The following is a 26,306-nucleotide window of genomic DNA, read 5'->3' as shown; positions in this document are numbered from 1 at the left end:
CCCGCGGGCCGCGGATCCGTCGGCCCCGGGGCGGAGTGACGACCCGTCCTTTCGGCCGATGCGCGGCACGCCGCGGTCCCTAAGCTGAGAACCGTGCTCCGAGACGACCTGCGAACCCTGTGGACCGAACCCCGGCCGCCCGACGCGCCCGCCCGGCTGCGGCGGGACTGGGCGCTGCCCGCCGCGGGCCTTGCCGGTGTGGCGCTGGAAGCCGCTCTGCGCGAGAACGTCGTGTGGCGTCCGGTGGCGGTGGTGTTCGCCGTCTGGCTCTGCCTGCTGCCCCTGTGGCGCCGGACCCGCCCGCTGGCGGTGGTCACGCTGGCGTTCGGCTCGGTGAGCCTGCTTCAGGTGGCCTCGCTCGTCGCCGCACCGCGCGAGCCCGTCGGCCTGTACACCGGCGCGGTCGTCCTCGTGCTGGTGTACGCGCTGCCCCGGTGGGGATCGGGACGGGAGAACGTGCTGGGCGGCGCGATGATCGTCGTGGCGTTCGCGCTGTGTGTCGTCGCGGACGACACCCCGGTCGTCGAAAAGGTCGTGGGCTTCGTCTTCGGGCTGCTGCCCGGCGTGCTCGGGGCTGCGGTGCGGTTCCGGGTGACCGCTCGCGAGCGGCAGTTGGAGCAGGTGCGCTCCCGCGAGCGCGAGCAGCTCGCCCGGGAACTGCACGACACGGTGGCCCACCACGTGTCGGCCATGGTGATCATCGCCCAGGCGGGCCGGGTGCTCGCGGGCACCGATCCGTCCGCCGCGGTCGAGGTGCTGGAGGGGATCGAGGAGGAAGGGGCGCGCACACTGGAGGAAATGCGCGCCATGGTCGCCGCGCTGCGCGACCGCGGGGTCGGCGCCGAGCTGGCGCCCCCTGCCGGCGTCGCGGATCTGGAGCGCCTGGTGCGCACCCCCGGCGGTCGCGTCAGGGTCGACCTGGGGCTCGACGGCGAGCTGGACACGCTGCCCCCGGCCGTGGACGCCGCCGTCTACCGGATCGTGCAGGAGTCGGTGACCAACGCGCTGCGCCACGCGGTCGACGCGACCGAGGTCGTCGTCCGGGTCGCCGCGGAACGGCACACGGTACGGGTGAGCGTGCGGGACAACGGCCGGCGCACCGGCCGGGGTCGCGACGGATACGGACTCACCGGACTGCGCGAGCGCGCGACCCTGATCGGCGGCACCCTACGAGCCGGCCCGGGCACCGACCGGGGGTGGCAGGTCGAAGCCGAGCTGCCGAGAGCGAGGAGCGAGCGCGGTGTCCATACGCGTCCTCGTCGCTGACGACCAGACGATCATCCGCACCGGGCTGCGGATCATGCTGAACGCCCAGCCCGGCATCGAGGTGGTCGGCGAGGCCGCCGACGGACGGGAAGCGGTACGGCTGGCCCGCGAACTGCGCCCCGACGTCTGCCTGTTCGACATCCGCATGCCCGTACTCGACGGGCTTGAGGCCACCCGGCTGGTCGCCGGCCCGGGCGTCGCCGACCCGCTGGCCGTGGTCGTCATCACCACGTTCGACCTCGACGAGTACGTCTACGGCTCGCTGCGTGCCGGCGCCCGCGGATTCCTCCTCAAGGACACGGGACCGGACCTGCTGGCCCAGGCCGTACGGTCGGCGTCCGACGGGGAGGCGCTCATCGCGCCCAGCGTCACCGTCCGTCTGCTCCAGGCATTCGCGGACCTGCCCGCCGGCCGGCCCGCGGCCCAGCCGGTCTCACCCGTCACCGCCCGCGAGGAGCAGGTGCTCCTCGCCGTCGCTCGCGGGCTGACCAACACCGAGATCGCCGATGCACTGCACATCAGCCTCAGCACGGTGAAGACGCATCTGGCCAGCCTGATGGCCAAACTCGGCGCCCGCAACCGGGTCGAGATCGCGATGTGGGCCTACGAAACGCGCCGTATCCTCCCCGGAACCTGAGCCGGGTGCCGGGCCATGTCCCATGAGTCCCGTGAAGCCCGGGGATGAGGATCGGCAAGCGGATTTCCCCGGTGCCCCGGACCGGCGTTCCAGGGGGAATGCCGGTGGCGCGGGTGGCTGTTGGCAGGGAGGTGACCGCCTCGCCCGCCCTTCGCCTCTCCGTGCTGGACCGTTCCCGGACGCGCCGTGGGGAGGAGCCCGCGCAGGCGCTGCGCGACACCGTGGCGTTCGCGGTGGAGGTCGAGCGGCTCGGCTTCCACCGGTTCTGGGTCTCCGAGCACCACGGCGTGCCGGGTGTGGCCGGTTCGGCGCCGACGGTGCTGGCGGCGGCGGTGGCCGCGGCGACGTCGCGGATCAGGGTCGGTACCGGCGGGGTGATGCTCCCCAACCATCAGCCCCTGGTCGTGGCCGAGCAGTTCGGTGTGCTCGCCGCCCTCTTCCCGGGCCGGATCGACATGGGCCTCGGCCGGTCGGTGGGCTTCACCGACGGGGTGCGGCGGGCCCTGGGGCGGGAGAAGGACGACGCCGACCGGTTCCCCGAGCAGCTCGCCGAACTCCTCTCCTGGTTCGACCCCGCCGCGCGCGGCCCCGGCGGTGTGCACGCCCGTCCGTCCGAGGGCCTGGACGTCCCCGCGTTCGTGCTGGCCACCGGCGCGGGCGCGGAGGTGGCCGCCGACGCCGGCCTGCCCCTGGTGATCGCGGCGGTGCGCGGGGAGGAGGCCATGCGGGCGGCGATCGACCGCTACCGGGAGCGCTTCCGCCCCTCGGCCCGTGCCGAGCGGCCCTACGTCGTGGTGTCCGGGACGGTCGCCGTCGCCGCGACCGAGGAGCGGGCCCGCGCACTGCTCGTCCCGGAGGCCTGGTCGAGCGCCCACAGCCGGACCCGCGGCGAGTTCTCCCCGCTCGAACCCGCCGAGGAGGTCCTCGCCCGGTCGATGACCGCGCGCGAGCGCACCGCCTTCGAGCAGGCCCTGACCGGCCACATCGCGGGCACCCCCGGGCAGGCCGTCGGAGAACTCGCGGCGCTGGTGGAGCGCACCGGCGCCGACGAGTTCCTGTTGACCACCAGCACCTACGACCGGGCGGAGCTGCTCACCTCCTACCGCCTGCTCGCGGAGGCCGCCGGCATCACCCGTTCGTGAGGGCCGCGAACGGCCCGTTCAGGGAGGCGAGTTCGGCGGCGTCGAGGACGAGCTCGGCCGCCGCCGCGCTGTCCTGGATGCTGGCGGGGCGGCGGGCGCCGGGGATCGGGACGACGGCGGGGGAGAGCGCGAGCAGCCAGGCCAGGCCGACCCGCTGGGGCGAGACGCCGCGCTCTGCGGCGATCCGGTGGAAGGCGGTGTGCGCCGGGACGCCGCCCGCCGGATCGTCCAGCACGCTGCGGGCGAGGCCGCCGAGCGGGCTCCAGGGCAGGAAGGCCAGGCCCAGCCGTTCGGCGAGCCGCAGTTGCGGCAGGGCGGTGCGGTCGGCCGGGGAGAAGTGGTTCTGCACCGAGACCAGCCCCGGACCGAGGATCTCCCGCGCCGTCAGGATCTGCCGCTCGTCGACGTTGGAGAGGCCCGCCGCCCGGATCTTCCCGGCGTCCAGCAGCTCGCGCAGCACCCCCACCGAGTCCGCCCACGGCACCCGGGGGTCGGGCTTGTGCAGCTGGTAGAGGTCGATCGTGTCCACGCCCAGGCGGCGGAGCGAGCCCTCGCAGGCCCGTCGGAGGTGCTCGGGCCGGCCGTCGACCGTCCACGAGCCGTCCCCGGGGCGGCCACGGCCGCCCTTGGTGGCGACCAGCACCGCCTCCCGGTCGCCGGCCGGCCGGGCGGCCAGCGCCCGGGCGATCAGGCGCTCGTTGTGGCCGACCTCGTCGGCGTGCCAGTGGTAGGAGTCGGCGGTGTCGAGCAGGGTGACACCCGCGTCGAGCGCGGCGTGCAGGGTGGTGAGGGCGGCCTCGGGGTCCGGGCGTCCCTCCACCGAGAGGGGCATCGCGCCGAGCCCGATCGCGCCGATGCTCCGCTCTCCGAGGGTGCGCTGTCGCATGCTCAGGCCGCCTCTCCGTCGGTCGCGGGCGTCCCGGTGGCGTCCTCGGGCCCGCCCGCCGCCTGGACGGCCTCGACGGCCTCGGCCGCGGCGGCGGGCAGCCAGTCGCGCAGGGGCGAGAAGACGAGGCCGAGCGACTCGGCGCGCCGGGTGTCCATCGCGTACCAGCGGTCGAAGGAGTACGGCGAGTGCTCCACGCCCTCGGCCCGCCGATAGCGGGCGGTGGTGCCGAGTCCGTCGGCGATCAGTTCGCACAGGCCGACCGCGTCGAGCAGCTCGGCCGAGGCGGCGTTGACCGCGCCGACGGCCGGCGAGGCGGCGACCGCGAACAGGGCGGCGGCGATCTCCCGGTGGTGGACGAAGGAGCTCGGCCGCGGGTCCTCGTGCACGGCGACCGGCCGTCCGGCGGCGACCCGCTCGGCGTAGTGGGCGAGCCGGCCGGTGAAGTCCCGTGCCCCGCCGCCGAGCACATGGGCGCTGCGCACGCTAGCCCAGGCGAACGGCGGGTCACCGGCGGCGAGCACGGCCTCGGCCTGGCGCTTGCCCTCGGCGTAGGCGGTCGCCTCGCCGAAGTGCCGGGTGATCGCCGCCGGGTCGTGCCACGGCAGCGTGAGGTCCACCGGCCAGTGCGCCGGGTCGACGGCCTGCTCGGGCACCGGCACCCCGGGCGTGGTGCGGACGAGCGGCGAGGTCGCGGGGTTGTAGACCTCGATGGTCGAGGTCATCACATACCGGTCGGCGCGGCCGGCGAAGACCCGGCGGGCCACCGCGGCCTGGGCGGGCGTGTACAGCACCTGGTCGATCACCGCGTCGAAGGTGCGGTCGCCGAGGGCGGCGGCCAGCGCGCCCTCGTCGTCGCGGTCGGCCCGGACGTGCTCCACACCGGGCGGCGGCGGGGCGGAGCCGCGGTTGACCAGGGTGACCCGGATCCCTGCGTCGAGCGGCAGGGTGACCAGGTGGCGGCCGAAGTACCTGGTCCCACCGATCACGCACACGCTGCGCGGTGGGTTGGTCCAGGTGTTGTCCCACGCGGTGTCCGGGGCGGCTTCTCGTTGTACGGCGTTGCTCATGGCCACCACTCTGCTGCCGAACGGTCATCAGCAGAACTACCGATCTGCTGAACACGTCATCAGCTGAACTGGTGACCGGACGGTCGTCCCATGGATCCGTCCCCCGCGCCGGCGGCACGCCCGAGCGGCGTGCGGTCCGGATTCGCGCGGGAGTTCGGTGCGCCCGCACTATTGTCAGGAAACTTTACTTTTCACTAGGCTCCCCGACGGCGGCTTGGCGCGGCGCCCGCACCGCCGGGGCGTGACGCGCTCAGCGAGAGCTCTGACCCGGCCGCCGCGGTGGTGCGGGCCGCCGCTCCGCCGGTGGGGTTCGTGCACGAGCTTCACAGGAGTCCAGCTCTCGCCGTCAACCGAGGTCAGGGAGTCCAGGGATGCGTCCCGAAGTCTCAGTAAGGCCTGTTCACATCGGAGTGTTCGCCGCCGTGCTCGTGCTGGTCGGCGGACTGCTGCTCGGCTGGTCCGGGCGGGCGGGAGCGGCGGCCGATCCGCTGCTCTCGCGGGGCAGGGCCGCGACGGCCTCGTCCACGGAGGGCTCGTCGTACGCGGCGGGCAAGGCGTTCGACGGGAACACCGGCACACGGTGGGCGAGCACGGAGGGGAAGGACCCGCAGTGGCTGCGGGTCGACCTCGGAGCGAACGCCACCGTCTCCCGGATCAAGCTCGCCTGGGAGGCCGCGTACGCGAAGGCGTACCGGCTGGAGGTGTCGGCGGACGGGGCGACCTGGACGACGGTCGCCGAGGAGAAGGCCGGCAACGGCGGCACGGACGAGTGGACCGGGCTGACCGGCAAGGGCCGGTACGTCCGGATGTACGGGACGGCGCGCGGCACCTCCTACGGGTACTCGCTGTTCGAGATGGAGGTCTACGGGACCGCGGACGCGACGCCGTCGCCCACCGCGCCGTCCCCGACCGGGACCACGCCGGGCGGGGCGTTCACCGTGGTCGCGGCGGGCGACATCGCCGCCCAGTGCACCGCCTCGGACAGCGCCTGCGCGCACCCCAGGACCGCCGCGCTCGCCCAGCGGATCGACCCGAGGTTCTACCTGACGATGGGTGACAACCAGTACGACGACGCCCGGCTCGCGGACTTCCGCGCCTACTACGACAAGAGCTGGGGCGCGTTCAAGGCGAAGACCCACCCCGTCCCCGGCAACCACGAGACCTACGACCCGGCCGGCCCGCTCGCCGGGTACAAGGCGTACTTCGGCAGCGTCGCCTACCCGCAGGGCAAGAGCTGGTACAGCTTCGACGAGGGCAACTGGCACTTCGTCGCCCTCGACTCCAACGCCTTCGACCAGAGCGCCCAGATCGACTGGCTGAAGGCCGACCTCGCGGCGAACGCCAGGAAGTGCGTCGCCGCCTACTGGCACCACCCGCTGTACTCCTCCGGCGGGCACGGCAACGACCCCGTCTCCCGGCCGGTGTGGCGGATCCTCTACGACGCCCGGGCCGACCTGGTGCTCAACGGGCACGACCACCACTACGAGCGGTTCGCCCCGCAGGACCCGGACGGCAGGGCCACCGCGGACGGCATCGTCGAGATCGTCGGCGGCATGGGCGGCGCCGAGCCCTACCCGATCGAGCAGGTCCAGCCGAACAGCCAGAAGCGGATCAGCGGCGACTACGGCGTGCTGAAGCTGGACTTCACCGACTCCGGCTACGGCTGGAGCTACCTCGGCACGGACGGCAAGGCCAAGGACACCAGCCCGACCTACAGCTGCCACTGATGATGTACCTGGCCACCACGGGCCGCCGTTCGGACGCGCCGCCCCGCCCCGCGGGGGTGGGGCGGCGCGTCCCCGGCACGGTCCTCGCGCTCGGCACGGTCAGCCTGGTCACCGACGTCTCCTCGGAGATGGTCACCGCCGTGCTGCCGCTCTACCTGGTGCTGGGCCTCGGCCTGTCACCCCTCCAGTTCGGCTTCCTCGACGGACTGTTCAACGGCGCCACGGCGCTGGTCCGGCTCCTCGGCGGCCGGCTCGCCGACCGCGGCGGCGGTCGCCACCGGACCGTCGCCGGGGCGGGCTACCTGCTCTCGGCCCTCTCCCGGCTCGGCCTGCTGATGGCCGGCGGGGCGGCCGGCGGGATCGCCGCCGCCCTGGCCGCCGACCGGCTCGGCAAGGGCGTGCGCACCGCGCCCCGGGACGCGATGATCACGCTCAGCGCACCGCCGGAGGCGCTCGGCCGGGCCTTCGGCGTGCACCGGGCGATGGACACCACCGGGGCGCTGCTCGGCCCGCTGGTCGCGTTCGTGGTGCTGTGGGCGACGGCGGACGCCTACGACGCGGTCTTCGTGGTGAGCTTCGCGGTCGGCCTGCTGGGCGTGGTGGTGCTGCGCCTCTTCGTCCCGGCCGACCTGGCATCGCCGGCCACCGCCCCGAGAGGGACCGCCGCACCACGACCGGCCCGCACCACCCGCCGGATGCTCGCCGACCCCGCCTTCCGGCGGGTGGTCGTGGCCGCCGCCCTGCTCGGCGCCGCGACCGTCGGGGACTCCTTCCTCTACCTCCTGCTCCAACGCGGCCTCGACCTGTCGCCCTCGCTCTTCCCCCTGCTGCCGCTCGGTGCGGCGGCCTGCTACCTGCTGCTCGCCGTCCCGGCCGGTCGGCTCGCCGACCGCATCGGACGCCGGACCCCGCTCCTCTTCGGACACGGCGCACTGCTCGCCGCCTACCTCACCCTGCTCGCCCCGGCGGGCCCGCCGACCGCCGCGCTCGTCCTGGTCCTCCTCGGCGTCTTCTACGCCGCCACCGACGGCGTGCTGATGGCCCTGGCCGCCCCCGCCCTGCCCGCCGACGGCCGGGCGAGCGGGCTCGCCGTCCTCCAGACCGGCCAGGCCCTGGCCCGCCTGGTCGGCGCGGCCGGCTTCGGCGCGGCCTGGACGTGGTGGGGGCCGCGCCCGGCCCTGGCGGCGGCCGCCCTCGCCCTGGCCGCCGCACTCACCGCCGCCTGGCGGATCCTGCCCGCAAGGAAGGCCCGATGAAGTCGCGCCCGACCCTCCTGATCCTCGCCGTCCTCGTCCTCCTGGGCGGCTCCTTCGGCTATCTGCTGCACGCCCGGCAACGCGGCGGCGCGCCGCAACTCGTCGCGGCGGAAGCCTCGTTCACCCTCAACGAGCCCGGCCTCTACTACCGCGACACCGCCACCGGCCGGGTCGCCCGCAGCCCGGGCGGCACGCCGGACGGGCCGTCCTGCGCGCGGTTCTACGCGGCGGGGGAGCGGGCCCTGTGCCTGCGCGCCCTGCCGGGCACCCCGGCCCGCACCCAGGCGGTGGTCTACGACCGGCGGTTCGCCGAACTCCGGTCGGTGACCGTCCCCGGCATCCCCAACCGGGCGCGGGTGTCGCCCTCCGGCCAGGTGCTCTCCTGGACCACCTTCGCCGTCGGGGACTCCTACGCCGCCGGCCGGTTCTCCACCCGGACCTCGATCCTCGACCTGCGCACCGACTACCTGATCAAGTCCGTCGAGGAGATCCCGCTGACGATCGGCGACAGCCGCTACCACGCCGCCGACGTCAACTACTGGGGCGTCAACTTCGCCGCCGACGACAACCGCTTCTACGCCACCGTCTCCACCGGCGGCCGCACCCACCTCGTCGAGGGCGACCTCAAGGCCTGGTCGGCCCGCACCCTGCGGGAGAACGTCGAATGCCCCTCGCTCTCCCCGGACGGCACCCGGATCGCCTTCAAGAAGAAGGTCTCCGCCGACCCCGCCGCCCCCTGGCGCCTCTTCGTCCTCGACCTGGCCGACCTCCGGGAGCACCCCCTGGCCGAGACCAGCAGCGTCGACGACCAGGCCGCCTGGCTCGACGACGCCACCCTCGCCTACGCCCTCCCGGCCCACGGAGGCAAGGCCACCGACGTCTGGTCCACCCCCGCCGACGGCACCGGCACCCCCCGCCTCCTGCTCCCCGGCGCCTCCTCCCCGGTCACCGTCCCGGCCCCGCCGCACTGACCCCCGGGCCCCTCCCGGCGCGCGGGGCCGGGCGTGGACGGCGACGTCTTGGCAACCGGCCGTCCGCCGTGGGACCGTGCGGGTCGGACAGGGTGGGCCCCGGGCTCACAGGGGTGCGGCACCGGCCGTGCGAGGGGGTTTACGTCCGGCGTTCGGGTTCGTGATCTCGCGTTAATGCCGACTTCCTACGGTTCCGGTGGTGGGACCGCCCACCGTCGGACGGCACGGGTCGGCAGGGGCCGGGGCCGGCGACTGCTACCTGAGAGGGAGCCGTAGTGACGGTACCGGGCCCGAACCCCGTCCAGAGCGTGCGGACCGTCTGCTCGTACTGCGGCGTCGGCTGCGGCATGCTGCTCGACGTCACGGTGGACGGGGAGACGGGCCGCCGGACGGTGCTCAAGGCGTCCGGTGACCGGAACCACCCCGCCAACGGCGGGCGGCTCTGCACCAAGGGCGCGACCACCGCCGACATGCTCGCGGCCCCCGGGCGGCTGGACACCGCGCTGGTCCGGGTCGAGCGGGGGGCCGAGGCCGTACCCGTGCCCGTGGACGCGGCGATCTCCGCCACCGCGCACCGGCTGCGGGCGATCCTCGACGAGCACGGGCCGGACGCCCTGGCGTTCTACGTCTCGGGCCAGATGACCCTGGAGGCCCAGTACCTGGCGAACAAGCTCGCCAAGGGCTTCGTCCGCACCAACCAGATCGAGTCCAACTCCCGGCTGTGCATGGCGAGCGCGGGCAGCGGCTACAAGCTGTCGCTGGGCGCCGACGGGCCGCCCGGCTCGTACGCGGACTTCGACCACGCCGACGTTTTCCTGGTGATCGGCTCCAACATGGCCGACTGCCACCCGATCCTGTTCCTGCGGATGATGGACCGGGTCAGGGCCGGCGCCAAACTGATCGTCGTCGACCCGCGGCGCAGCGCGACCGCCGACAAGGCCGACCTCTTCCTGCAGATCCGGCCCGGCACCGACCTCGCCCTGCTCAACGGACTGCTGCACCTGCTGGTCGAGAACGGGGACACCGACCCGGCCTTCATCGAGGAGTTCACCGACGGCTGGGAGCAGATGCCCGGCTTCCTGGCGGACTACCCGCCCGCCGAGGTCTCCCGGATCACCGGGCTCGCCGAGGAGTCCATCCGCGCCGCCGCCCGGCTGATCGGCGCGGCGGGGGAGTGGATGAGCTGCTGGACGATGGGGCTCAACCAGTCCACCCACGGCACCTGGAACACCAACGCCCTGGTCAACCTGCACCTGGCCACCGGCGCGATCTGCCGCCCCGGCAGCGGCCCGTTCTCCCTCACCGGGCAGCCGAACGCGATGGGCGGCCGGGAGATGGGCTACATGGGGCCGGGCCTGCCCGGGCAGCGATCGGTGCTGGACCCGGCCGAGCGGGCCTTCACGGAGGAGCTGTGGGGCCTGCCCGCCGACACGCTGCGCACCGACGTCGGCCGGGGCACCGTCGAGATGTTCTCGCGGATGGCGGAGGGCGAGATCAAGGCCTGCTGGATCATCTGCACCAACCCGGTCGCCTCGGTGGCCAACCGGAAGACCGTCATCGCCGGCCTGGAGGCCGCCGAGCTCGTCATCACCCAGGACGTGTTCGCCGACACCGAGACCAACGCGTACGCCGACGTGGTGCTGCCCGCCGCCCTGTGGGCCGAGGCGGAGGGCGTGCTGGTCAACTCGGAGCGCGGCCTCACCCTGGCCCGACCGGCCGCCGACCCGGTCGGCCAGGCGCTGCCGGACTGGCAGATCATCGCCCGGGTGGCCTGCGCGATGGGCTTCGCCGAGGGCTTCAGCTACGCGAGCGCCGAGGAGGTCTTCGAGGAGCTCAAGCGGGCGTGGAACCCGAAGACCGGCTGGGACCTGCGGGGCGTGACCTACGCACGCCTGCGGGACACCCCCGTGCAGTGGCCGGCCGCCGACCCCGACGGACCGGACCGCAACCCGATCCGCTACCTCAACGACGGCGTCAGCCAGGCCCTGCTGGAGCGGCCGGACGGCAGCCGGCCGCGACTGGCCTTCCCGACCGCGTCCGGACGGGCCGCCTTCTACGCCCGGCCGCACCTCCCGGCCGCCGAACTGCCGGACGACGACTACCCGTTCGTCCTCAACACCGGTCGCCTCCAGCACCAGTGGCACACGCTCACCAAGACCGGCCGGGTCGCCGCGCTCAACCGGCTCAACCCGGGCCCGTTCGTGGAGATCCACCCTCAGGACGCGGCGGCGCTCGGTGTCGACAAGGGAGACCACCTGGAGGTGGCGTCCCGGCGCGGGCGGGCGGTGCTGCCGGTGGTGGTCACCGACCGGGTGCGGCCGGGGGACTGCTTCGCGCCGTTCCACTGGAACGACCTGTTCGGCGAGTACCTCAGCATCAACGCGGTCACCAGCGACGCGGTGGACCCGATCTCCTTCCAGCCGGAGCTGAAGGTCTGCGCGGTCGCGCTGCGCCCGGTCGCGGCGCCCGGTCTCCGGGAGGCCGCGGAGCCGGTCGTGGCGGTGCAGCCTGCGGAGGTGGTTCCGGTGGTTCCGGTGCTTCCGGCGGCGCCGGGGTCGCAGATCGCCGCGCTGGCCGGGGTGTTCGGCGTCGCCGGGATCGAGGCACCCCTGCTGAGCGACGCCGAGCGGATCTACCTGGCGGGCTTCCTCGCCGGACTGCCGTCCGCGCCCGCCCGGCCGGCCGGGGTGCCGGTGCTCCCGGCGCAGGCGCCGGTCGACCCGGAGCGGGCACAGTGGATCAACGGCGTGCTGGCCGGGGCGTACTCCCACCTCGCGGCCCCACCGGTCGACGCCGAGGCCGAGGCCGCGGGCGGCGCCGCGGAGCCCGCGCCGGGTACGGCGGACGGCCCGGCCGCCCCGCCGCCCGGCCGGGAGGTGACCGTGTTGTGGGCGTCCCAGACGGGCACCGCCGAGAAGGTCGCCGCCGGGATCGCGGAGCGCCTGGCCGCCGAGGGCTGGCAGCCGCTGCTGCTCGGCATGGACGAGGTCGGCCCCGGCACCCTGGCGGCCGGGACGCCGCTGCTCCTGATCACCAGCACGTTCGGCGACGGCGAGGCCCCCGACAACGGATCCGCCTTCTGGGAGGGGATGCTCGCGGACGGCCCGCCGGACGCGGGCGGCCTCCGCTACGCGGTGCTCGCCCTCGGGGACTCCAGCTACGCGGACTTCTGCGGCCACGGCCGGCGCCTCGACCAGCGGCTCGGGGAGCTCGGCGCGACCCGGCTCGCCCCGCGCACGGACTGCGAGCCCGACTACGACGACGCGGTCGACCGGTGGCTGGAGCAGGTCCTGGCGGCGCTGGCCGGGCCGGTCTCGCCGGTCGCGTCGGCCGCCCCGGCGGTACCGTCCGCCCCTTCCGCTCCGGCCCGCCGGACCACCTACTCCAAGGCCGCCCCCTTCGGCACCCTGCTGATCGGCAACCGGCTCCTCAGCCTGCCCGGATCCGCGAAGGAGGTCCGACAGTTCGCCCTCGACACCCGAGGCGGCGAACACGGCGAACACGGCGACCTCGACTACCGGACGGGCGACGCCCTCGGCGTCCGGGCGCGGAACTGTCCCGAGCTGGTGGCCGAGTGGCTCGCGGTCACCGGCCTCGACCCGGACGCCCCCGTCACCCTCCGCGACGCCGGAGAGCTCCCGTTCGCCGAAGCGCTGCGCAGCCACCTGGAGATCGCCAGGATCACCCCGGACCTGCTGCGCTTCGTCGGCGAGCGCTCCGGCGACCGCGACCTCAAACGGCTCCTGCGCCCGGACAACACCGGCGAACTGGCCAAGTGGACCTGGGGCCGGCAGGCCGTGGACGTGGTCGGCGCGATACCCGTGCGGGCCGCGGCGGCCGAGTGGGCCGGCGTGCTGAAGCGGCTCCAGCCCAGGCTGTACTCGATCTCCTCAAGCCCGCTGGCCCACCCCGGCGAGGTCCGGCTCACCGTCTCGGTGGTCCGCCACCCCAACGGCTCCGGGCGGATGCGCAAGGGCGTCTGCTCCACCTTCCTCGCCGACCGCGCGGACGACGGCCCGGTGCCCGTCTTCGTGCAGCCCACCACGCACTTCCGGCCGCCGACGGATCCCACCGCGCCGATGATCATGGTCGGCCCGGGCACCGGCATCGCCCCGTTCATCGGCTTCCTGGAGGACCGCCGGGCCCGCGGCCACACCGGCCCGAACTGGCTGTTCTTCGGCGAGCAGCGCCGGGAGACGGACTTCTACTACCGCGAGGAGCTCGCCGCCTTCCAGGACTCCGGCCACCTCGACCGCCTCGACCTCGCCTTCTCCCGGGACCAGCGGAACAAGGTCTACGTCCAGGACCGGATGCGGGAGCACGGCCTGCGGCTCTGGGACTGGCTCCAGAACGGCGCCCACCTCTACGTCTGCGGCGACGCCGCCCGGATGGCCAAGGACGTCGACCGGGTGCTGAACGAGATCGCCCGCACCCACGGCGGCCTCACCGAGGAGGAGGCCGCCCTCCACATCAAGCAGCTGGCCGCCGAGAGGCGCTATGTCCGGGACGTCTACTGAGCCCCGGGTCCCCGAGCTGCGGCGGCGGGGTCACAGGGTGGCGGTGTCGATGACGAAGCGGTAGCGGACGTCGCCGGCCAGCAGCCGGTCGTAGGCCTCGTTGACCTGCTCCGCGCGGATCGTCTCGATCTCGGCCGCCACGCCGTGCTCGGCGCAGAAGTCCAGCATCTCCTGCGTCTCCGCGATGCCGCCGATGCCCGAGCTGCTCATGCTGCGGCGGCGGCCGTTCAGCGACTGGAGCCCGATCTGCACCGGCTCCTCGGGCAGACCGAGGTTGACCATGGCGCCGTCGGTGCGCAGCAGCGCGAAGTAGGCGGCGAAGTCGAGCGGGGCCGAGACGGTGCTGAGGACGAGGTCGAAGGCGCCCGCGAGGTCCTCGAAGGTGGCCGGATCGGCGGTGGCGCGGTAGTGGTCGGCGCCCAGCCGCAGGCCGTCGTCCCGCTTGCGTAGGGACTGGGAGAGCACGGTGACCTCGGCGCCGAGCGCGTGGGCGAGCTGCACGGCCACGTGGCCGAGCCCGCCCAGGCCGACGATGGCGACCCTCCGGCCAGGCCCGGCACCCCAGTGCCGCAGCGGCGAGTAGGTGGTGATGCCCGCGCACAGCAGCGGCGCGGCGACGTCCAGGCCCAGGGCGTCCGGGACACGCACGACGAAGCTCTCGTCGACGACGATCTCCTGCGCGTAGCCGCCGTAGGTGGGCTGCCCGTCCTTGCCGACGGCGTTGTACGTCCAGACCGGCCCCTCGGCGCAGTACTGCTCCAGACCGGCCCGGCAGTTCTCGCACACCCGGCAGGAGTCGACCATGCAGCCGACGCCGACCCGGTCCCCGGCCCGGAAGCCGGTCACCGCGGAGCCGACCTCGCGCACGACGCCGGTGATCTCGTGCCCCGGCACCATCGGGAAGATCGCCGCACCCCAGCCGGCGCTGACCTGGTGGAGGTCGGAGTGGCAGATGCCGACGTACGCGATCGCGATCCGCACGTCGCGCTCGCGGACGGCCCGGCGTTCGATCGTGGTGCGCTCCAGCGGGGCCTTGGCGGCGGGTGCGGCGTAGGCGGTCACGGTGGTCGTGGTGGTGCTGGTCATGGCGGTTCGATCCCTTCCCGGTCGGCCGGGAACCGCGGCGGCGTGACCCGGCCCGCGGCGGCCGTCACCCTCCCCATCGTCGCGGAGCGGGCCGGAGCGAACCACTCGGGCGGCCCCGGGGACGCCCCGGAGGCCTTGTGGCACCGGTCAGGCCGCAGGCTCCTCGTGGGTGGCGAGGGCGCTGAGCTGCTGGCGCATCGGCTCGGTGGTCGCGCGGTAGCGCACCGGTAGCGCGCTTGCCCGCCGGTGCGCCCTCGCCGGGGTCGGCTACGGTGCGGATGGCGGTTGCCGTACGGGTCGATGACCTGCAGTGTCGGCCCTCCGGGCGCGTCCGGATCGATTCCGAGACGTAGCGGCGCGTTCGGTCGGGCGAGCAGTTCGAGTGCGAGGCCGTGCGGGATCTGGATACCCGACTTGCCGAGGTCATCGCGTCGGCTTTCCACGCGGCACATCCTGCCGATGCTCGCGTTGTCGGCCGGTGCCGCGTTCAGTGAGCCGAGCCAAGGCGAGGCGACCCACGGTGCATTCACCCAACCTTGAGAGGCGCGAGCGGCCGGCTGCACCAGGCCGCTGCCGGTAGTACTGGTTGGACTGACGAGATGGCACTGCTTCCGTAGCGCCTGCACCTGCCGGGGGTTCAGCGTCGGCAGGTGTAGTCGAAGGAGGTCGAGGCGCTCAGCGTGCGGGGGGCGAGGATCTCGACGGTGGTGGTCGCGTGCATGGTGCCGTGGCCGGCGAAGGACCAGCTGAGGACGAGGTCGGCCCGGAACTCGCCGGTGCGGACGGGCTGGACCAGTTCGTCGGAGGCGGTGCCGTCGTTGCGGAGCCAGCGGTAGTGGATGGTGCCCGGGTGGCCGTCGGTGGTGACCGTCGCGGTGATGACGGCCGTGCCGTCGCAGGGCGGGCCGTCGGTCGGCTCGGCGGTGACGGCGATGCCGGTCAGTGCGAGTGGCGGCTCGGCCCGGCAGCGGGCGGGCAGGAGGGCGAGCAGGACGACCGCGGCGGCGGTGGGGACCAGCCACGGAAGGGGCCGCCGGCGCCGAGGCGGTGGGGGCGGCGTGCCGTGCCACTTCGCCGCGACCGCCGGCGGTACGCCCGGGCCGAAGCGGCGCACCTCGTGCTGCTGGGGAGTCGGCGGCGTCGGCGGTGGAGCTGGGGGTGGTGGTGGGGTGTCGGCGATCGGGGTGTTCCAGGCGGTCGGGTCGAGGACGGTGGCGCAGTCCGGTTCCTCGGCCGAGGGCCTGGTGGGCGCGGAGGGGGTGAGTCGGAAAGTCCGGTCGGCGCGGGAGCCGTGCTCCGGTGGGGGCAGGGTCATGGTGAACTCCGGGACGGGTGGCGGGGCGGCGAGCAGCGGCCGGAGGACGGCTCAGCCGGGCTGGCGGCAGTCGATGGAGGGCAACTCGCGGTAGGCCGTCGGCGTGCTGCCCGGCCGGGGGTCGCTGCCCACCCGGACGCCCCACTGGAGCGACTCGTCGCTGCCGAAGTTGTATGAGCGGGTGAGCGTGACGGTGCCGGTGTCGAGGCGCACCGTCTCGGTGGCCACGGTCACCGGTGGGTTGATCGCACCGGAGTGGTGCTGCCAGGACACGGTCAGCCTGGCGCCGGGCGGCCCGGAGGTCACGACGGTGATCCTCGCCTGGATGCCGAAGCGGCTGCTGTCCAGGCAGCTGATGGAGTCGATGGTCAGCGAGTCCACCCGGGTGGGCGCCGGCGGCGGGGAGGTCACGGTGGGCGGCAGCGGCTCGCGGACGGGCGAGGGCGGGCTGGGGACGGGGGTCGGCGAGGTGCTGGTGCCGGGCGGGTCCGTGAGTCGTGGCGAGGAGGGGGACGGGCTGGAGGTGCCGCCGCCCGACGGCGTCCCGGTGGCGGGCGGCAGCGGGCGCGACGGCGAGGGGGCGGGCGGCCGGGACGCGGACGGTGCGGGTGGGCGGGACGGCGACGAGGACGGGGGAGTGGACGGTGGCGCGGACCGGCTCGCCGAGGGGGAGGGTGAGGCCGAGGGTGTCGGCGGTGTGGTGGGGGTCCGACGGGTGGGGGAGGCGGACGTGGCCGTCGGTGCGGGCGTGGGTGGCTGCGTCGTCGCCTCCCCGACGGCGGCCTCCAGCGTGCTGGTGACCCGCACCATCGGACTGCCCGTCACCGTCCGCTCCTCGCGCTGGGTCGTCCCGGCGAGCGCGACGCCGGCCAGCGCGGCCACCGTCAGGGTGCCAGCCACCGCCCCGGCCACCGCCCCGGCGCGCCGCCGCCGGGGGTGTCGGGGTCGCTGCGGCTGCGTAGGCCTCCCCGTCGTCCGGCGTGCGGAGGCACCGACGTTCGGGTGCGCGTTCCTCGTCGCCGTCACCGTGACCTCGTCCTCGCCCGCGCGGTGCGTGCCCCGGCCCGGCAAGTGGCCCTCGGCGGCCACGAGTTGCGGGTCCAGCGCCGTCGGCCTGCCGGGCACGGCGGCCGCGCCCCACGGCAGCAGCGCGGCGAGCAGGCCGATCAGGGCGGCGAGGTCGGCGCGACCGCGTTCCTCCCAGTCCTCGCCGTACCCGGCCGCGGCGGCCGTCTCCAGCAGCCGGACGAACTCCGCCGCACCGGGCGGCCGTTCCTCCGGCCGCTTCGCCAGCCCGGCCCGGACCAGCGGCCGGACGGCCTCCGGGACCAACTCGTCCGGCACCGGCGAGGTCAGGTGGTGGACGGCGAGTTCGGCCGTCGTCCCGCCGCCGAACGGCCGTGTGCCGGTCAGGCACTCGAAGAAGGTGACGGTGGCCGCGTAGACGTCCGCGGTGGGCGAGGCGGGCGCGCCCGACCACTGCTCGGGCGCCAGGTAGGCGGGCGTGCCGGCGATGTCCCGGTCGTCGCCGCCGGGGACGGCGATGCCGAAGTCGACGAGTTTGGAGGTGCCGTCCGCCGCGACGAGGACGTTGGCCGGCTTGTAGTCGCGGTGGACGAGCCCGACCGCGTGCGCGGCGGCCAGTCCCAGCAGCGAGCCCTTGAGGACCACCAGCGCCGCCTCCGGGGTGGTCGCCCCCTCCGCCCGGAGGAGCGCGCGCAGCGAGATCCCGTCGACCAGTTCCATGACGATCGCCGCGTGCGGACCGATCTCGACGTACTCGTAGAGCCGGGTGACGTACGGCGAGTCGACCCGGGCCAGGACGGTTGCCTCCCGTCGCAGGTCGGCGCCGTCCTCCGGGTCGTGCAGGTACTTGATCGCGACCGGTGTGCCGGTCGGGCGGTGGTGGGCGAGCACCACCCGGCCGCTGGCGCCCGCGCCCAACTCCCGCTCGTGGTCGTACTCCGGGAGCTGCCACGCGCCGTCGCCGACCTGTCTCGCGCCCTCGTCCTGGTCCTGTGTGCCCGGCCCGCTCTGACGGTCCTGCATGCTCCGCTGATCCCGCTGTCGCGGCTCCCTGTCGCGCATCACCGGCCCCCTCCGCGAGTCGTCTCGCAGCCGTCGACGCGGCCACGGAACGACGGGTTCCCCACTTCGGGTACGGTCCGAACGCCGACGCCGACCGGTCGTGCACGGCCGTCGGCATCACCCCAGGCAGGCCGCCCGATCCGGCCGCCGGGCGGTCGGGAACGAACCGGCGCATTCAGGGGTGGTTCGCCCCGCCACCCCACGCCCCGGCGCGCTCCTCCCGCCCACGCGCCGGGCACAACCACCGCCGGTCTTCGAGGATGAGACCGACTCTCACTCCCGCCCGCAGGGCGGCACTCTCGACATCCACACGCGAGGACCGCCCAGCAGATGCTCACCACCCTCATGCCCGACACCGACACCGACTCCGACGACGCCGCCTTCCCCGACAGCCTCTGGCCGGCAAGCGCCCTCCCCGACCCGCGCCCCGTTCACACCGGCTGAGCTCAGCGACCACGCACCGCCCCCGGCCCCCACCGACCGGAAAGCCGACCAGAGGACGCGCGTAGCGGCTACGCGGATGGGCTCATCGTGCGCTGACCGGTCGCTCGACCGCGTCGAGAAGCCCCCGGACGGCGTCGTTGAATCCCGTCGTGTCGGTCAAGCCGAAGGCCACCCGCTGGAGCAGGAATCCGTGCAGCAGACCGATCAATACCCGTGCGCCGCTCTCCGGTTCCACGGTTTGGACGGCGCCCGCCGCTTGTCCGCGGCGCAGGGCGTCGGCGATGCTGCGACGGACCCCTTCGAAGCCCTCCAGGGCGCGGGCGTGCAGGTCGTCGTTGCGCAGCAGTTCCGACCAGGTCTGCACGACGCACTGCAGCAGTTCCTCGACCGGAACCACCTGCCCTGCGGTGTCCGTGACGGTCTCCGCGCTCAGTGTCTGAAGGGAGGCGGCGACCAGGTCGCCCAGGGAAGGGGCGTCAGCGGCCACGGCCACCCGCTCCATCGGCTCGAAGATCAGCCGGAAGGCGTCCGCGGCGATGGCCAGGATGATCTCCTCCTTGCTCGCGAAGTAGCGGTAGGGGGCGCCCGCGGAAACACCGGCGGCGGCGGCGATGTCCGGCATCGAGGTCTGGTGGAAGCCGCCCCGCGCGAAACACCGGCGCGCCGCCGCCACGATCTCCGCACGCTTGGCTTCCCGCCGCTCGGGCGTGATGCGCGGCATGGCCGGCCTCCCTCAAAGTGAATGATCTCTCATCTTGACATCAAAACCATAGAGGGCTCATCGTGAAAATGAAAGGTCATTCACGGAAGCGAGGATCTTGATGAGCATCGAGCTGACCATCGGCACCTACCGGTACGAGCACACCGAGGCGCTCTTCGACGGCCGCGTGAAGATCGACGGGGTGGACGCCACCCTTGAGACGGAGCCCCTGGTCTCGGACCTCTTCCGGCGCATGCTCGAAGGCCGCTACGACATAGCGGAACTCGGCCTGACCTACTTTCTGCGCACCTTCGACCTGGAGGACGCGCCGTTCATGGCGCTGCCGATCTTCCCGAACCGCAACTTCCGGCACTCCGCCATCTTCGTGAACACCGAGGCGGGGATCGAGAAGCCGCAGGACCTCGCCGGCAAGACAGTCGGCGAGTTCGCGCTCTTCGGACACGACGCCGGGGTCTGGCCCAAGGGCATCCTGTCGGACGAGTACGGCGTGAGCGTCGATCAGTGCCGCTGGGTCATCGGGGGCACCGACCGTCCCATCCCCGCGTTCGACTGGCTCCCGCAGCCGGTGCCGGACGGCGTGCACGTACGGCACGCGGGCGACGGCCGGACCCTGGGCGCCATGCTCGAGTCCGGCGAGATCGACGCGCTCATCTCGGTCGACGTGCCCCAGGCCATGGTGCGGGGATCGGCGAAGATCGTCCGGCTCTTCCCCGACTACGAGAAGGTCGAGCGCGACTACTACCGGCGCACCGGGATCTTCCCCCCGATGCACATCGTCGCGGTCCGCAAGGACCTGATGCACCGTTCCGAGGATCTGCGCTCGGTCTACCGCGCATTCGTCAAGGCCAAGGACCTGGCCCAACGGACATACCTCGAGGGCGCCCCGAAGCAGCACATGAGCCTGGTGACCCCCTGGTTCAGCAGCCTGTTCGAACGCAACCGCAGCCTGCTCGGCGAGGACTGGTGGCCCTACGGCCTGCGTGCGAACCGCAAGGCGGTCGACACCTTCCTGCGCTACCACCACGAGCAGGGCCTCTCCAAGCGCCTGCTGACCAGCCGCGACATCTTCGTCCCCGAGTTCCTCGACACCTAACGACACCTGACGACAGCTGACGACACCTGACAAAGCACTACCGGGGCCGCCCCGGGCCTGGCGCTCAGTCCCGGACGCCCAGCAGGAACTCCGGGTACAGGTTCACCGTCTGATCGACCAGCCCGTGCAGCCCCGCGACGTACTCGCCCACCCCGCCGGCCTCGTCGATACTCGCGTGCAGCCCGTCGATCAGCGGCCTGGTAGCCGCCGCGAATGCCCGCAGCCGGCTCGGCTCGGTCAGCTGCGCCGCGAACTCCTCCCGGGCCGCCGCGGAGTCCGCGCACCCGGCGAGCAACTTCTCCGCCACCGCGCGCTCCGGCTCGGACAGCGACTTCAGATACTGCACCACCATGAGGGTGGCGGTCCCGTTGCGAAGGTCCTCGTATCGTCCCGAGGAGATGTCCCGCTGGTCGTTGACCAATTGCCGCAGCACGCCGAAACGCGCGCCGAGGTCGCGCCACGCGTCCACGCGCGCCTCGTCGCACCCGGCCAGCACCGCGCCCATCGCCGCGGCCATCGCGTACGGGGCGCCGGTCTTTCCCAGGTAGCCGGCCGTGACCTCGTCGGCGGTCGCCGTCGCCGCGGTCGCCGTGAGGTCCGTGAGCTGCCCGGCTATCGCCCGGTGCCAGGCGCGCGACAGCTCCTGGCGCAGCCGCAGCGCCCGCGCCGGGTCGTCGCGGCACGCCTCGTCGAGCACCTCGGCCGCCAGGTGGCAGGTGATCCCGATGACGGCGAGCAGATCCTGGTCCGCACTGTCCGTGTCAGCTGCGGCGGACGGCCGGGGCCCGGCGTCGGACAGGTCGTCCAGGTAGCGTGCCGCAACCCACCACAGCACGTGCGCCACCGCCGCGGGCTCGGCCGGCGCCGGGTCGCCGGAGTGTGTCCCGTGCACCAGGAACGGCAGCGCGACGATTCCGTCCACGGCCGGCCCCGAGCCACGCCCGGCGATCCGGTCCAGGAAGCCGGTCAGGGCCCGTCCCATCGCGCGGTCGGCGGCTGCGCCGGGACCGGCCGAGCCGGTCAGCCCCTCGCCCGTGCCGCGCAGCCGCCGCAGCACGGCGTCCGAACTCCAAGTGGGCGCGCTTGCCGTCATGGTGTCCTCCGTGTGAATGACCGGACTCTTGAATTCGTTCAAAGAGTCGAGAATCAGGTACGGAGACACTAGTACCGCAACGGTGCTTACCGTGACCGGTTATCGGGTTCTCTCATTGGACTGTTCATGGGTGGGGACAGGTCCGAGGTTGATGCTCGTCTTTGGCAGTTGACCATTTCCCAGCACCCTCTGAGGCGAGTCAGGGGGCGACGGAGAGGACGATCTTGCCGGTGGTGCGGCCGGTCTCGCCCAGCGTGTGGGCGCGGGCGGCTTCTTCGAGGGGGAAGACCTCGTCGACGATCACGCGCAGGGCGCCGCTCTCGACCAGGGAGGTGATCGCGCGCAACCCCGCATGGTCGGGCTCGACGAGCATGAACACCGCCCGCACCCCGGCCGCTTCGGCCTCCTCGGCGGGGAAGGTGTCGTCCGGCGGCAGGATCGAGATCAGCGTGCCGCCCGGCCGCAGCGTTCGCAGGGACCGGGCCCAGTTGGGGCCGCCGAGGGAGTCCAGGACGACGTCGACGTCCCGGAGGGTCCGGGTGAAGTCCTGGGTGCGGTAGTCGATCAGCTCGTCGGCACCCAGCGAGCGGAGCAGCTCGTGCTTGGCGGCGCTTGCCGTGCCGATGACGTACGCGCCGCGGGCCTTGGCGATCTGCACGGCCAGGTGGCCGACGCCTCCCGCAGCCGCGTGGATCAGGACGCGCTGGCCGGGCCGGACGTTCGCGGTGTCCACCAGGGCCTGCCAGGCGGTCAGCGAGGCCAGCGGCAGGGCGCCGGCCTGGAGGTGGGTGAGTCCGGCGGGGCGCGGGGCGAAGTGCCGGGCCGGGGCGGTGACGTACTCGGCGTAGGCGCCCGCCGGGTGCGGGAAGCGCGGCATGCCGAATACCGCGTCGCCCACCCGGAAGATGGTCACCCCCTGGCCGACCGCTTCGACCACCCCGGCGACGTCGTAGCCGAGCGTGAAGGGCGGGCGGACGCCGGTGGCGAACTCGCCTCGCTGGCGGGTCTTCCAGTCCGCCGGGTTCACGCCCGCCGCGTGCACCCGGACCAGGATCTCGCCCCGGCCCGGCTCGGGGCGCGCCACCTCGACGACCTTGAGGACGTCCGGGGCGCCGGCGGTGTCCTGGGAGACGGCGCGCATGGTCGTGGGGGTGGTGATGGCCTGGTCCATGGTGAAGTGCTCATTTCGACGGTGCGTTTGCTGTGGGTTTGTGCCGGTTCTCTTCGGCACGTCCTCAGCCTGTCCGGGCTGGCCGGCCTCCAGTAGTGGCCTGATGGTCAAGGACTGAAAGGATCGGGCCATGCATCAGGTTGGCGTTCTGGCCCTGGACGGCGTCGTCCCCTTCGAACTCGGCATCCCCGCACGGATCTTCGGCGCCGCCCGCGACAGTACGGGCGATCGCCTCTACTCCGTGACCACGTGCAGCCTGGACGGCCGCCCCGTCCGCACCGAGGCCGACTACCAGCTCACCGTCTCCCACGACGCCTCCCTGCTGGCCACCGTCGACACCGTCGTGATCCCGCCCTCCCACGCCCTGGGCCCCATCCGCGAGGAGGGCCGCCTGCCCGACACCCTGCGCGAGGCCCTGGGCGGCATCCGCCCCGGAACCAGGATCGTGGCGATCTGCACCGGCGCCTACGTGCTGGCCGCCGCAGGACTGCTCGACGGCCGCCCCGCCACCACGCACTGGCGCGAAGCCGACCACCTGCAGCGCATGTTCACCACTGCGCGCATCGACCCCGACGTCCTCTTCATCGACGACGGCGACGTCCTCACCTCCGCCGGGGTCGCCGCCGGCATCGACCTGTGCCTGCACATCGTGCGCCGTGACCACGGCAGCGACATCGCCAACGACGTCGCCCGCGCCTGCGTCGTCCCGCCCTGGCGGGACGGCGGCCAGGCCCAGTACATCCAGCGCCCCGTCCCCGACCACACCACCCCCGGCACCGCCCCCACCCAGGCCTGGGTCATGGCACACCTCGCCGACCCCGTCACCCTGGCCGACATGGCCGCCCACGCGGGCGTCAGCGTACGCACCTTCACCCGCCGCTTCCGCGAGGAGGTCGGCACCAGCCCCGGCCGCTGGCTCGTCCGCCAACGCGTCGACCTGGCCCGCCACCTCCTGGAGTCCACCGACTGGCCCGTAGACCTGCTCGCCAACCGCGCCGGCTTCGGCACCGGCGTCTCCCTGCGCCAGCACTTCCACACCACCCTCGGCGTCACCCCCCAGGCCTACCGCCGCACCTTCCGCGCCGCGCGCCCGGACGCCTGAACCGTTCCTCCGGCCGGGCATGACCAGATGAAGGTCACATGATCGGCCGGACCGCTACTTCCTGGACGGGTGCACGTGCTCCATCAGCGGCGTGGGAGGGTTCGTGCGCAGGTATTCCTCGAATGCGGCCGGGTCGTTCACATACCTTTGCATCTCGGGCGAGAGCGGAAGGTCCTCTTGCACGACCACGCCCGCAGAATCGCGGGTCAACGCCACTGCGGTAGCCGTACCCGCGACAACCAGAACTCCGGCCGTGGCCACCATTGCCAGGCGTGTCCGCTTCATAGTGATCGCCGCTCCCCTCCCAGGGCTCGGGCCAGTATCGCCGGTCGGGGCGACCTGCGCGGCAACTTTCGTTTCTACCAAGAGAGTAGGCGGGACGGGAGACGAGGGCTGGCCGATCTTCGCGTCGGAAGGACCGTTGTCGGGGTACTGTCCTCACCGCGCCTGCGCACCCGCTGAGCAGGGCGCCAGCACCAGTACCAGCGCGGACCGGGGGACCACACCATGCTCGACGTCAGGCGGCTCACCATGCTCAAGGCGGTGGCCGAGCACGGCAGTTTCAACCGTGCCGCCGCCGCTTTGCTGTTGACGCCCTCCGCCGTGTCCCAGCAGATCGCGGCCCTTGAACGCGGCCTCGGGACGACCGTGGTGGAGCGGTCGACGCGGGGGGTGCGGTTGACCGAGGCGGGGCGGCTGCTGGTGGACGCCGCCGTCGCCGTCGGGGCCGAGCTGCGGCACGCCGAGGAGCGGATCGGGCGGCTCCGGGCGGATCGGCCCCGGCTGACCCTCGCCACCTTCACCAGCGGCGGCCGCCATCTGCTGCCTCCGGTGCTGGCCCGGTTCGCGGCGGCGCACCCGGAGGTCGAACTGCGGATCGTGGAGCGCGAGCCGGAGGACAGTCTGCCGATGGTCCGCGAGGGCGCCGCGGACCTCGCGCTCGCCTACCACTTCGACGGGCCGCTGCCCGTGGTCCCCGGCGACCGCTCCGGGCTGGAGTGGACGCCGCTGATGGCGGACCCGCTGTCCGTCGTCCTGCGGGAGAACCATCCCCTCGCCGGCCGCGACACCCTCGACCTCTCCGAACTCGCCGACGAGCCCTGGGTGCTGGGCTGCGCCAAGACCGAGGCCTTCCTGCGCCGACACGCCCTGCTGGCCGGCTTCGACCTGCGGGTGGCGGGCTCCACCACCGACTACTTCTTCGCCCGTTCACTGGTCGCCGCCGGGGTCGGCGTCTCGCTGGTCCCGATGGTCGCCCTCGACCCGCCGCAGCCCGGCACCCGCGTCGTCCCGGTCGGCCCGCCGCGCCCGGCCCGCCACATGGGCCTCGCCCTGCCCCGCCGCCGGCACCCCCGGCCGTACGCCGACGCCCTCGCCGGGCTGCTCCGGGCTCATGCCGACGCCGCGACCGGTGGGCCCGCGTAGCGACGTCGGAAGGCCGGAGGGCATTGTCAGTGCCTCCCCATAGAGTGAGATCAACGCTGAAGGGAGCGCCGGAAGGCGCCGGGAAAGGCGTTGGGAAAAGGGGAGAAGAATGTCCACGAACAGGATTGAGCACAAGGTCAACCACGTCTCGCTGGTGGTCGACAAGTCCGGCTCGATGCGCCAGCACGAGAAGCAGTTGGTCCGCGTCGTGGACGAGTTCGTGAAGGGCCTTCAGGAGGAGTCCGACCGGCTCGGCCAGGAGACCAGGATCAGCCTCTACGCCTTCGACCACGAGGTGCGGAACCTCGTCTGGGACATGGACGTCAAGCACCTGCCGTCCCTTCAGGGCCTCTACAAGGTCGACCGCGGCGCGACGGCGCTGATCGAGGCGGCCGTGAAGTCCGTCGACGATCTGAAGAACATCTGGGAGGGCTACGGGGAGCACTCCTTCCTCCAGGTCGTCGTCACCGACGGCGAGGAGAACGCCTCCGGCTTCTCGGAGCACAGCGGGATGCACATCCACATGTCCGGCGGCAAGGGCAAGACCGTCCTGCGCAACTGGATGAAGCGAATTCACGACGCCATGGACGGGCTCCCCGACCACTGGACCTCCGCGATCCTCGTCCCCAATTCCCTGGCCAAGCGCACCGCGCAGGAGTACGGCTTCCCCGCGGGCAACATCGCGATCTGGGACGCCGACTCCAGCAAGGGCGTCGAGGAGGCGATCGGCACCGTCAAGTCGGCCGCCACGAGCTTCCTGCGCGGCCGGGAGAAGGGCGTCCGGGGGACGAAGAACCTCTTCACCATGGGCCAGGACCTGAGCACCGCCGACGTCAAGGCCAACCTCGACGCGCTCGGCACCGGCACGTACACCCTCGTCCCGGTCGACCAGCAGCTGCCGATCCGCGAGTTCGTCACCGGCGCCGGGCACACCTACCGGACCGGCTGCGCCTTCTACGAGCTGTCCAAGCGGGAGAAGATCCAGGGCGGCAAGCAACTCGCCGTGGCGGAGAAGGATCCGGCCACCGGCCTGATGACCGGCAGGGTGTTCTCGGGCCCGGCGGCCCGCCAACTCCTCGGTCTGCCGGCGTCGGAGGCGACGGTCAAGCCCGGGGACAACCCCGCCTACACCGTCTTCGTCCAGTCCACCTCCGTCAACCGGAAGTTGGTACCGGGTACCAAGCTGCTCGTCCTGCACTGAGGTCGGGGTATCGCTCGGCGAGGCGGGTCGAGTCGAGTCCAGTCGGCAACGGTCAAGGCGCGGAGGGGTGTTGACGGGCGTCGGCGGGCATGCGT

General features: G+C 73.3%; 19 protein-coding genes. 11 read left to right on the top strand and 8 right to left on the bottom strand.

The window, feature by feature from the left end; translation table 11 throughout:
* Positions 1–93 precede the first annotated feature (93 nt).
* The 3 genes from ACFP3U_RS06525 (at position 94) to ACFP3U_RS06515 (ending at position 3,045) form a co-directional block, all read left to right on the top strand.
* Positions 94–1,266, top strand: a complete 1,173-nt coding sequence (locus tag ACFP3U_RS06525) for a sensor histidine kinase (RefSeq protein ID WP_380224253.1) — start codon at positions 94–96, stop codon at positions 1,264–1,266.
* Positions 1,241–1,903 carry a response regulator gene (locus tag ACFP3U_RS06520; protein WP_147977719.1) on the top strand — a complete coding sequence of 221 codons (663 nt, stop codon included), beginning with the start codon at positions 1,241–1,243 and terminating at the stop codon, positions 1,901–1,903. The genes ACFP3U_RS06525 and ACFP3U_RS06520 overlap by 26 nt, the downstream gene beginning before the upstream one ends.
* A 98-nt stretch (positions 1,904–2,001) precedes the next feature.
* A complete protein-coding gene (locus ACFP3U_RS06515; RefSeq protein ID WP_380224252.1) occupies positions 2,002–3,045 on the top strand; it encodes an LLM class flavin-dependent oxidoreductase in 1,044 nt (347 codons plus the stop codon).
* On the opposite strand, the gene ACFP3U_RS06510 is transcribed toward ACFP3U_RS06515, so the two are convergent.
* Together ACFP3U_RS06510 and ACFP3U_RS06505 are read right to left on the bottom strand one after the other, a co-directional pair.
* The gene (locus tag ACFP3U_RS06510) at positions 3,032–3,931 is read right to left on the bottom strand and encodes an aldo/keto reductase (RefSeq protein WP_380224251.1); all 900 of its coding nucleotides are present in this window, start codon (positions 3,929–3,931) and stop codon (positions 3,032–3,034) included. The two genes, ACFP3U_RS06515 and ACFP3U_RS06510, sit on opposite strands and share 14 nt — an antisense overlap.
* Before the next feature lie 2 nt (positions 3,932–3,933).
* Complete coding sequence (locus ACFP3U_RS06505) at positions 3,934–5,001, bottom strand: NAD-dependent epimerase/dehydratase family protein (protein WP_380224249.1); 1,068 nt, start codon at positions 4,999–5,001, stop codon at positions 3,934–3,936.
* Positions 5,002–5,372: 371 nt separating this feature from the next.
* On the opposite strand from ACFP3U_RS06505, the gene ACFP3U_RS06500 reads away from it, so the two are divergent.
* The 4 genes from ACFP3U_RS06500 to ACFP3U_RS06485 all read left to right on the top strand — a co-directional run bounded on the left by ACFP3U_RS06500 (position 5,373) and on the right by ACFP3U_RS06485 (position 13,472).
* Positions 5,373–6,728, top strand: a complete 1,356-nt coding sequence (locus ACFP3U_RS06500) for a discoidin domain-containing protein (RefSeq protein ID WP_380224248.1) — start codon at positions 5,373–5,375, stop codon at positions 6,726–6,728.
* A gap of 2 nt (positions 6,729–6,730) precedes the next feature.
* Positions 6,731–7,984, top strand: a complete 1,254-nt coding sequence (locus tag ACFP3U_RS06495; RefSeq protein ID WP_380224337.1) for an MFS transporter — start codon at positions 6,731–6,733, stop codon at positions 7,982–7,984.
* Entirely contained in the window at positions 7,981–8,955 is a 975-nt protein-coding gene (locus tag ACFP3U_RS06490) for a TolB-like translocation protein (RefSeq protein WP_380224247.1), read from the top strand. The genes ACFP3U_RS06495 and ACFP3U_RS06490 overlap by 4 nt, the downstream gene beginning before the upstream one ends.
* Before the next feature lie 275 nt (positions 8,956–9,230).
* Complete coding sequence (locus tag ACFP3U_RS06485) at positions 9,231–13,472, top strand: molybdopterin-dependent oxidoreductase (protein ID WP_380224246.1); 4,242 nt, start codon at positions 9,231–9,233, stop codon at positions 13,470–13,472.
* A 30-nt stretch (positions 13,473–13,502) separates the two neighbouring features.
* Here the strand turns inward: ACFP3U_RS06485 and ACFP3U_RS06480 are convergent, their stop codons facing one another.
* The 4 genes from ACFP3U_RS06480 to ACFP3U_RS06465 form a co-directional block, all read right to left on the bottom strand.
* Entirely contained in the window at positions 13,503–14,558 is a 1,056-nt protein-coding gene (locus tag ACFP3U_RS06480) for an NAD(P)-dependent alcohol dehydrogenase (protein WP_380224245.1), read from the bottom strand.
* Between the two features lie 637 nt (positions 14,559–15,195).
* Entirely contained in the window at positions 15,196–15,873 is a 678-nt protein-coding gene (locus ACFP3U_RS06475) for a hypothetical protein (protein WP_380224244.1), read from the bottom strand.
* Between the two features lie 51 nt (positions 15,874–15,924).
* Complete coding sequence (locus ACFP3U_RS06470) at positions 15,925–17,922, bottom strand: protein kinase domain-containing protein (RefSeq protein WP_380224243.1); 1,998 nt, start codon at positions 17,920–17,922, stop codon at positions 15,925–15,927.
* 565 nt (positions 17,923–18,487) lie between these two features.
* On the bottom strand, positions 18,488–19,126 hold the full coding sequence (locus ACFP3U_RS06465) for a TetR/AcrR family transcriptional regulator (protein WP_380224242.1): 639 nt from the start codon (positions 19,124–19,126) through the stop codon (positions 18,488–18,490).
* 100 nt (positions 19,127–19,226) lie between these two features.
* Here ACFP3U_RS06465 and ACFP3U_RS06460 point away from each other — a divergent pair, with 100 nt between their 5' ends.
* Positions 19,227–20,219: a substrate-binding domain-containing protein gene (locus ACFP3U_RS06460; RefSeq protein WP_380224241.1), complete on the top strand. Its 993-nt coding sequence runs from the start codon at positions 19,227–19,229 to the stop codon at positions 20,217–20,219.
* A 64-nt stretch (positions 20,220–20,283) separates the two neighbouring features.
* Here the strand turns inward: ACFP3U_RS06460 and ACFP3U_RS06455 are convergent, their stop codons facing one another.
* Together ACFP3U_RS06455 and ACFP3U_RS06450 are read right to left on the bottom strand one after the other, a co-directional pair.
* Positions 20,284–21,312: a polyprenyl synthetase family protein gene (locus ACFP3U_RS06455; RefSeq protein ID WP_380224240.1), complete on the bottom strand. Its 1,029-nt coding sequence runs from the start codon at positions 21,310–21,312 to the stop codon at positions 20,284–20,286.
* A gap of 199 nt (positions 21,313–21,511) precedes the next feature.
* Positions 21,512–22,483, bottom strand: a complete 972-nt coding sequence (locus ACFP3U_RS06450; RefSeq protein ID WP_380224239.1) for an NADP-dependent oxidoreductase — start codon at positions 22,481–22,483, stop codon at positions 21,512–21,514.
* 130 nt (positions 22,484–22,613) lie between these two features.
* Between ACFP3U_RS06450 and ACFP3U_RS06445 the strand changes: the two genes are divergently transcribed.
* From ACFP3U_RS06445 to ACFP3U_RS06435, 3 genes are all read left to right on the top strand, one after another.
* Positions 22,614–23,585, top strand: a complete 972-nt coding sequence (locus ACFP3U_RS06445; RefSeq protein ID WP_380224238.1) for a GlxA family transcriptional regulator — start codon at positions 22,614–22,616, stop codon at positions 23,583–23,585.
* 507 nt (positions 23,586–24,092) lie between these two features.
* Complete coding sequence (locus ACFP3U_RS06440) at positions 24,093–25,010, top strand: LysR family transcriptional regulator (protein WP_380224237.1); 918 nt, start codon at positions 24,093–24,095, stop codon at positions 25,008–25,010.
* A 109-nt stretch (positions 25,011–25,119) separates the two neighbouring features.
* Complete coding sequence (locus tag ACFP3U_RS06435; RefSeq protein ID WP_380224236.1) at positions 25,120–26,211, top strand: vWA domain-containing protein; 1,092 nt, start codon at positions 25,120–25,122, stop codon at positions 26,209–26,211.
* The last annotated feature ends 95 nt before the right edge of the window (positions 26,212–26,306 follow it).

It is taken from the genome of Kitasatospora misakiensis (genome assembly GCF_042656005.1).
GTDB lineage: Bacteria > Actinomycetota > Actinomycetes > Streptomycetales > Streptomycetaceae > Kitasatospora > Kitasatospora misakiensis.
Note: the sequence above shows the minus strand (reverse complement) of the source record. Positions and strands in the feature narration are given on the sequence as shown.

Excerpts from the sequence above, each read along its gene's own strand:
- ACFP3U_RS06450 (WP_380224239.1), bottom strand. The coding sequence starts at position 22,483 with ATGGACCAGGCCATCACCACCCCCACGACCATGCGCGCCGTCTCCCAG.
- ACFP3U_RS06515 (WP_380224252.1), top strand. The coding sequence starts at position 2,002 with ATGCCGGTGGCGCGGGTGGCTGTTGGCAGGGAGGTGACCGCCTCGCCC.
- ACFP3U_RS06440 (WP_380224237.1), top strand. The coding sequence starts at position 24,093 with ATGCTCGACGTCAGGCGGCTCACCATGCTCAAGGCGGTGGCCGAGCAC.
- ACFP3U_RS06435 (WP_380224236.1), top strand. The coding sequence starts at position 25,120 with ATGTCCACGAACAGGATTGAGCACAAGGTCAACCACGTCTCGCTGGTG.
- ACFP3U_RS06460 (WP_380224241.1), top strand. The coding sequence starts at position 19,227 with ATGAGCATCGAGCTGACCATCGGCACCTACCGGTACGAGCACACCGAG.
- ACFP3U_RS06500 (WP_380224248.1), top strand. The coding sequence starts at position 5,373 with ATGCGTCCCGAAGTCTCAGTAAGGCCTGTTCACATCGGAGTGTTCGCC.
- ACFP3U_RS06490 (WP_380224247.1), top strand. The coding sequence starts at position 7,981 with ATGAAGTCGCGCCCGACCCTCCTGATCCTCGCCGTCCTCGTCCTCCTG.
- ACFP3U_RS06495 (WP_380224337.1), top strand. The coding sequence starts at position 6,731 with ATGTACCTGGCCACCACGGGCCGCCGTTCGGACGCGCCGCCCCGCCCC.
- ACFP3U_RS06455 (WP_380224240.1), bottom strand. The coding sequence starts at position 21,312 with ATGACGGCAAGCGCGCCCACTTGGAGTTCGGACGCCGTGCTGCGGCGG.
- ACFP3U_RS06480 (WP_380224245.1), bottom strand. The coding sequence starts at position 14,558 with ATGACCAGCACCACCACGACCACCGTGACCGCCTACGCCGCACCCGCC.
- ACFP3U_RS06475 (WP_380224244.1), bottom strand. The coding sequence starts at position 15,873 with ATGACCCTGCCCCCACCGGAGCACGGCTCCCGCGCCGACCGGACTTTC.
- ACFP3U_RS06470 (WP_380224243.1), bottom strand. The coding sequence starts at position 17,922 with ATGCAGGACCGTCAGAGCGGGCCGGGCACACAGGACCAGGACGAGGGC.
- ACFP3U_RS06505 (WP_380224249.1), bottom strand. The coding sequence starts at position 5,001 with ATGAGCAACGCCGTACAACGAGAAGCCGCCCCGGACACCGCGTGGGAC.
- ACFP3U_RS06445 (WP_380224238.1), top strand. The coding sequence starts at position 22,614 with ATGCATCAGGTTGGCGTTCTGGCCCTGGACGGCGTCGTCCCCTTCGAA.
- ACFP3U_RS06510 (WP_380224251.1), bottom strand. The coding sequence starts at position 3,931 with ATGCGACAGCGCACCCTCGGAGAGCGGAGCATCGGCGCGATCGGGCTC.
- ACFP3U_RS06465 (WP_380224242.1), bottom strand. The coding sequence starts at position 19,126 with ATGCCGCGCATCACGCCCGAGCGGCGGGAAGCCAAGCGTGCGGAGATC.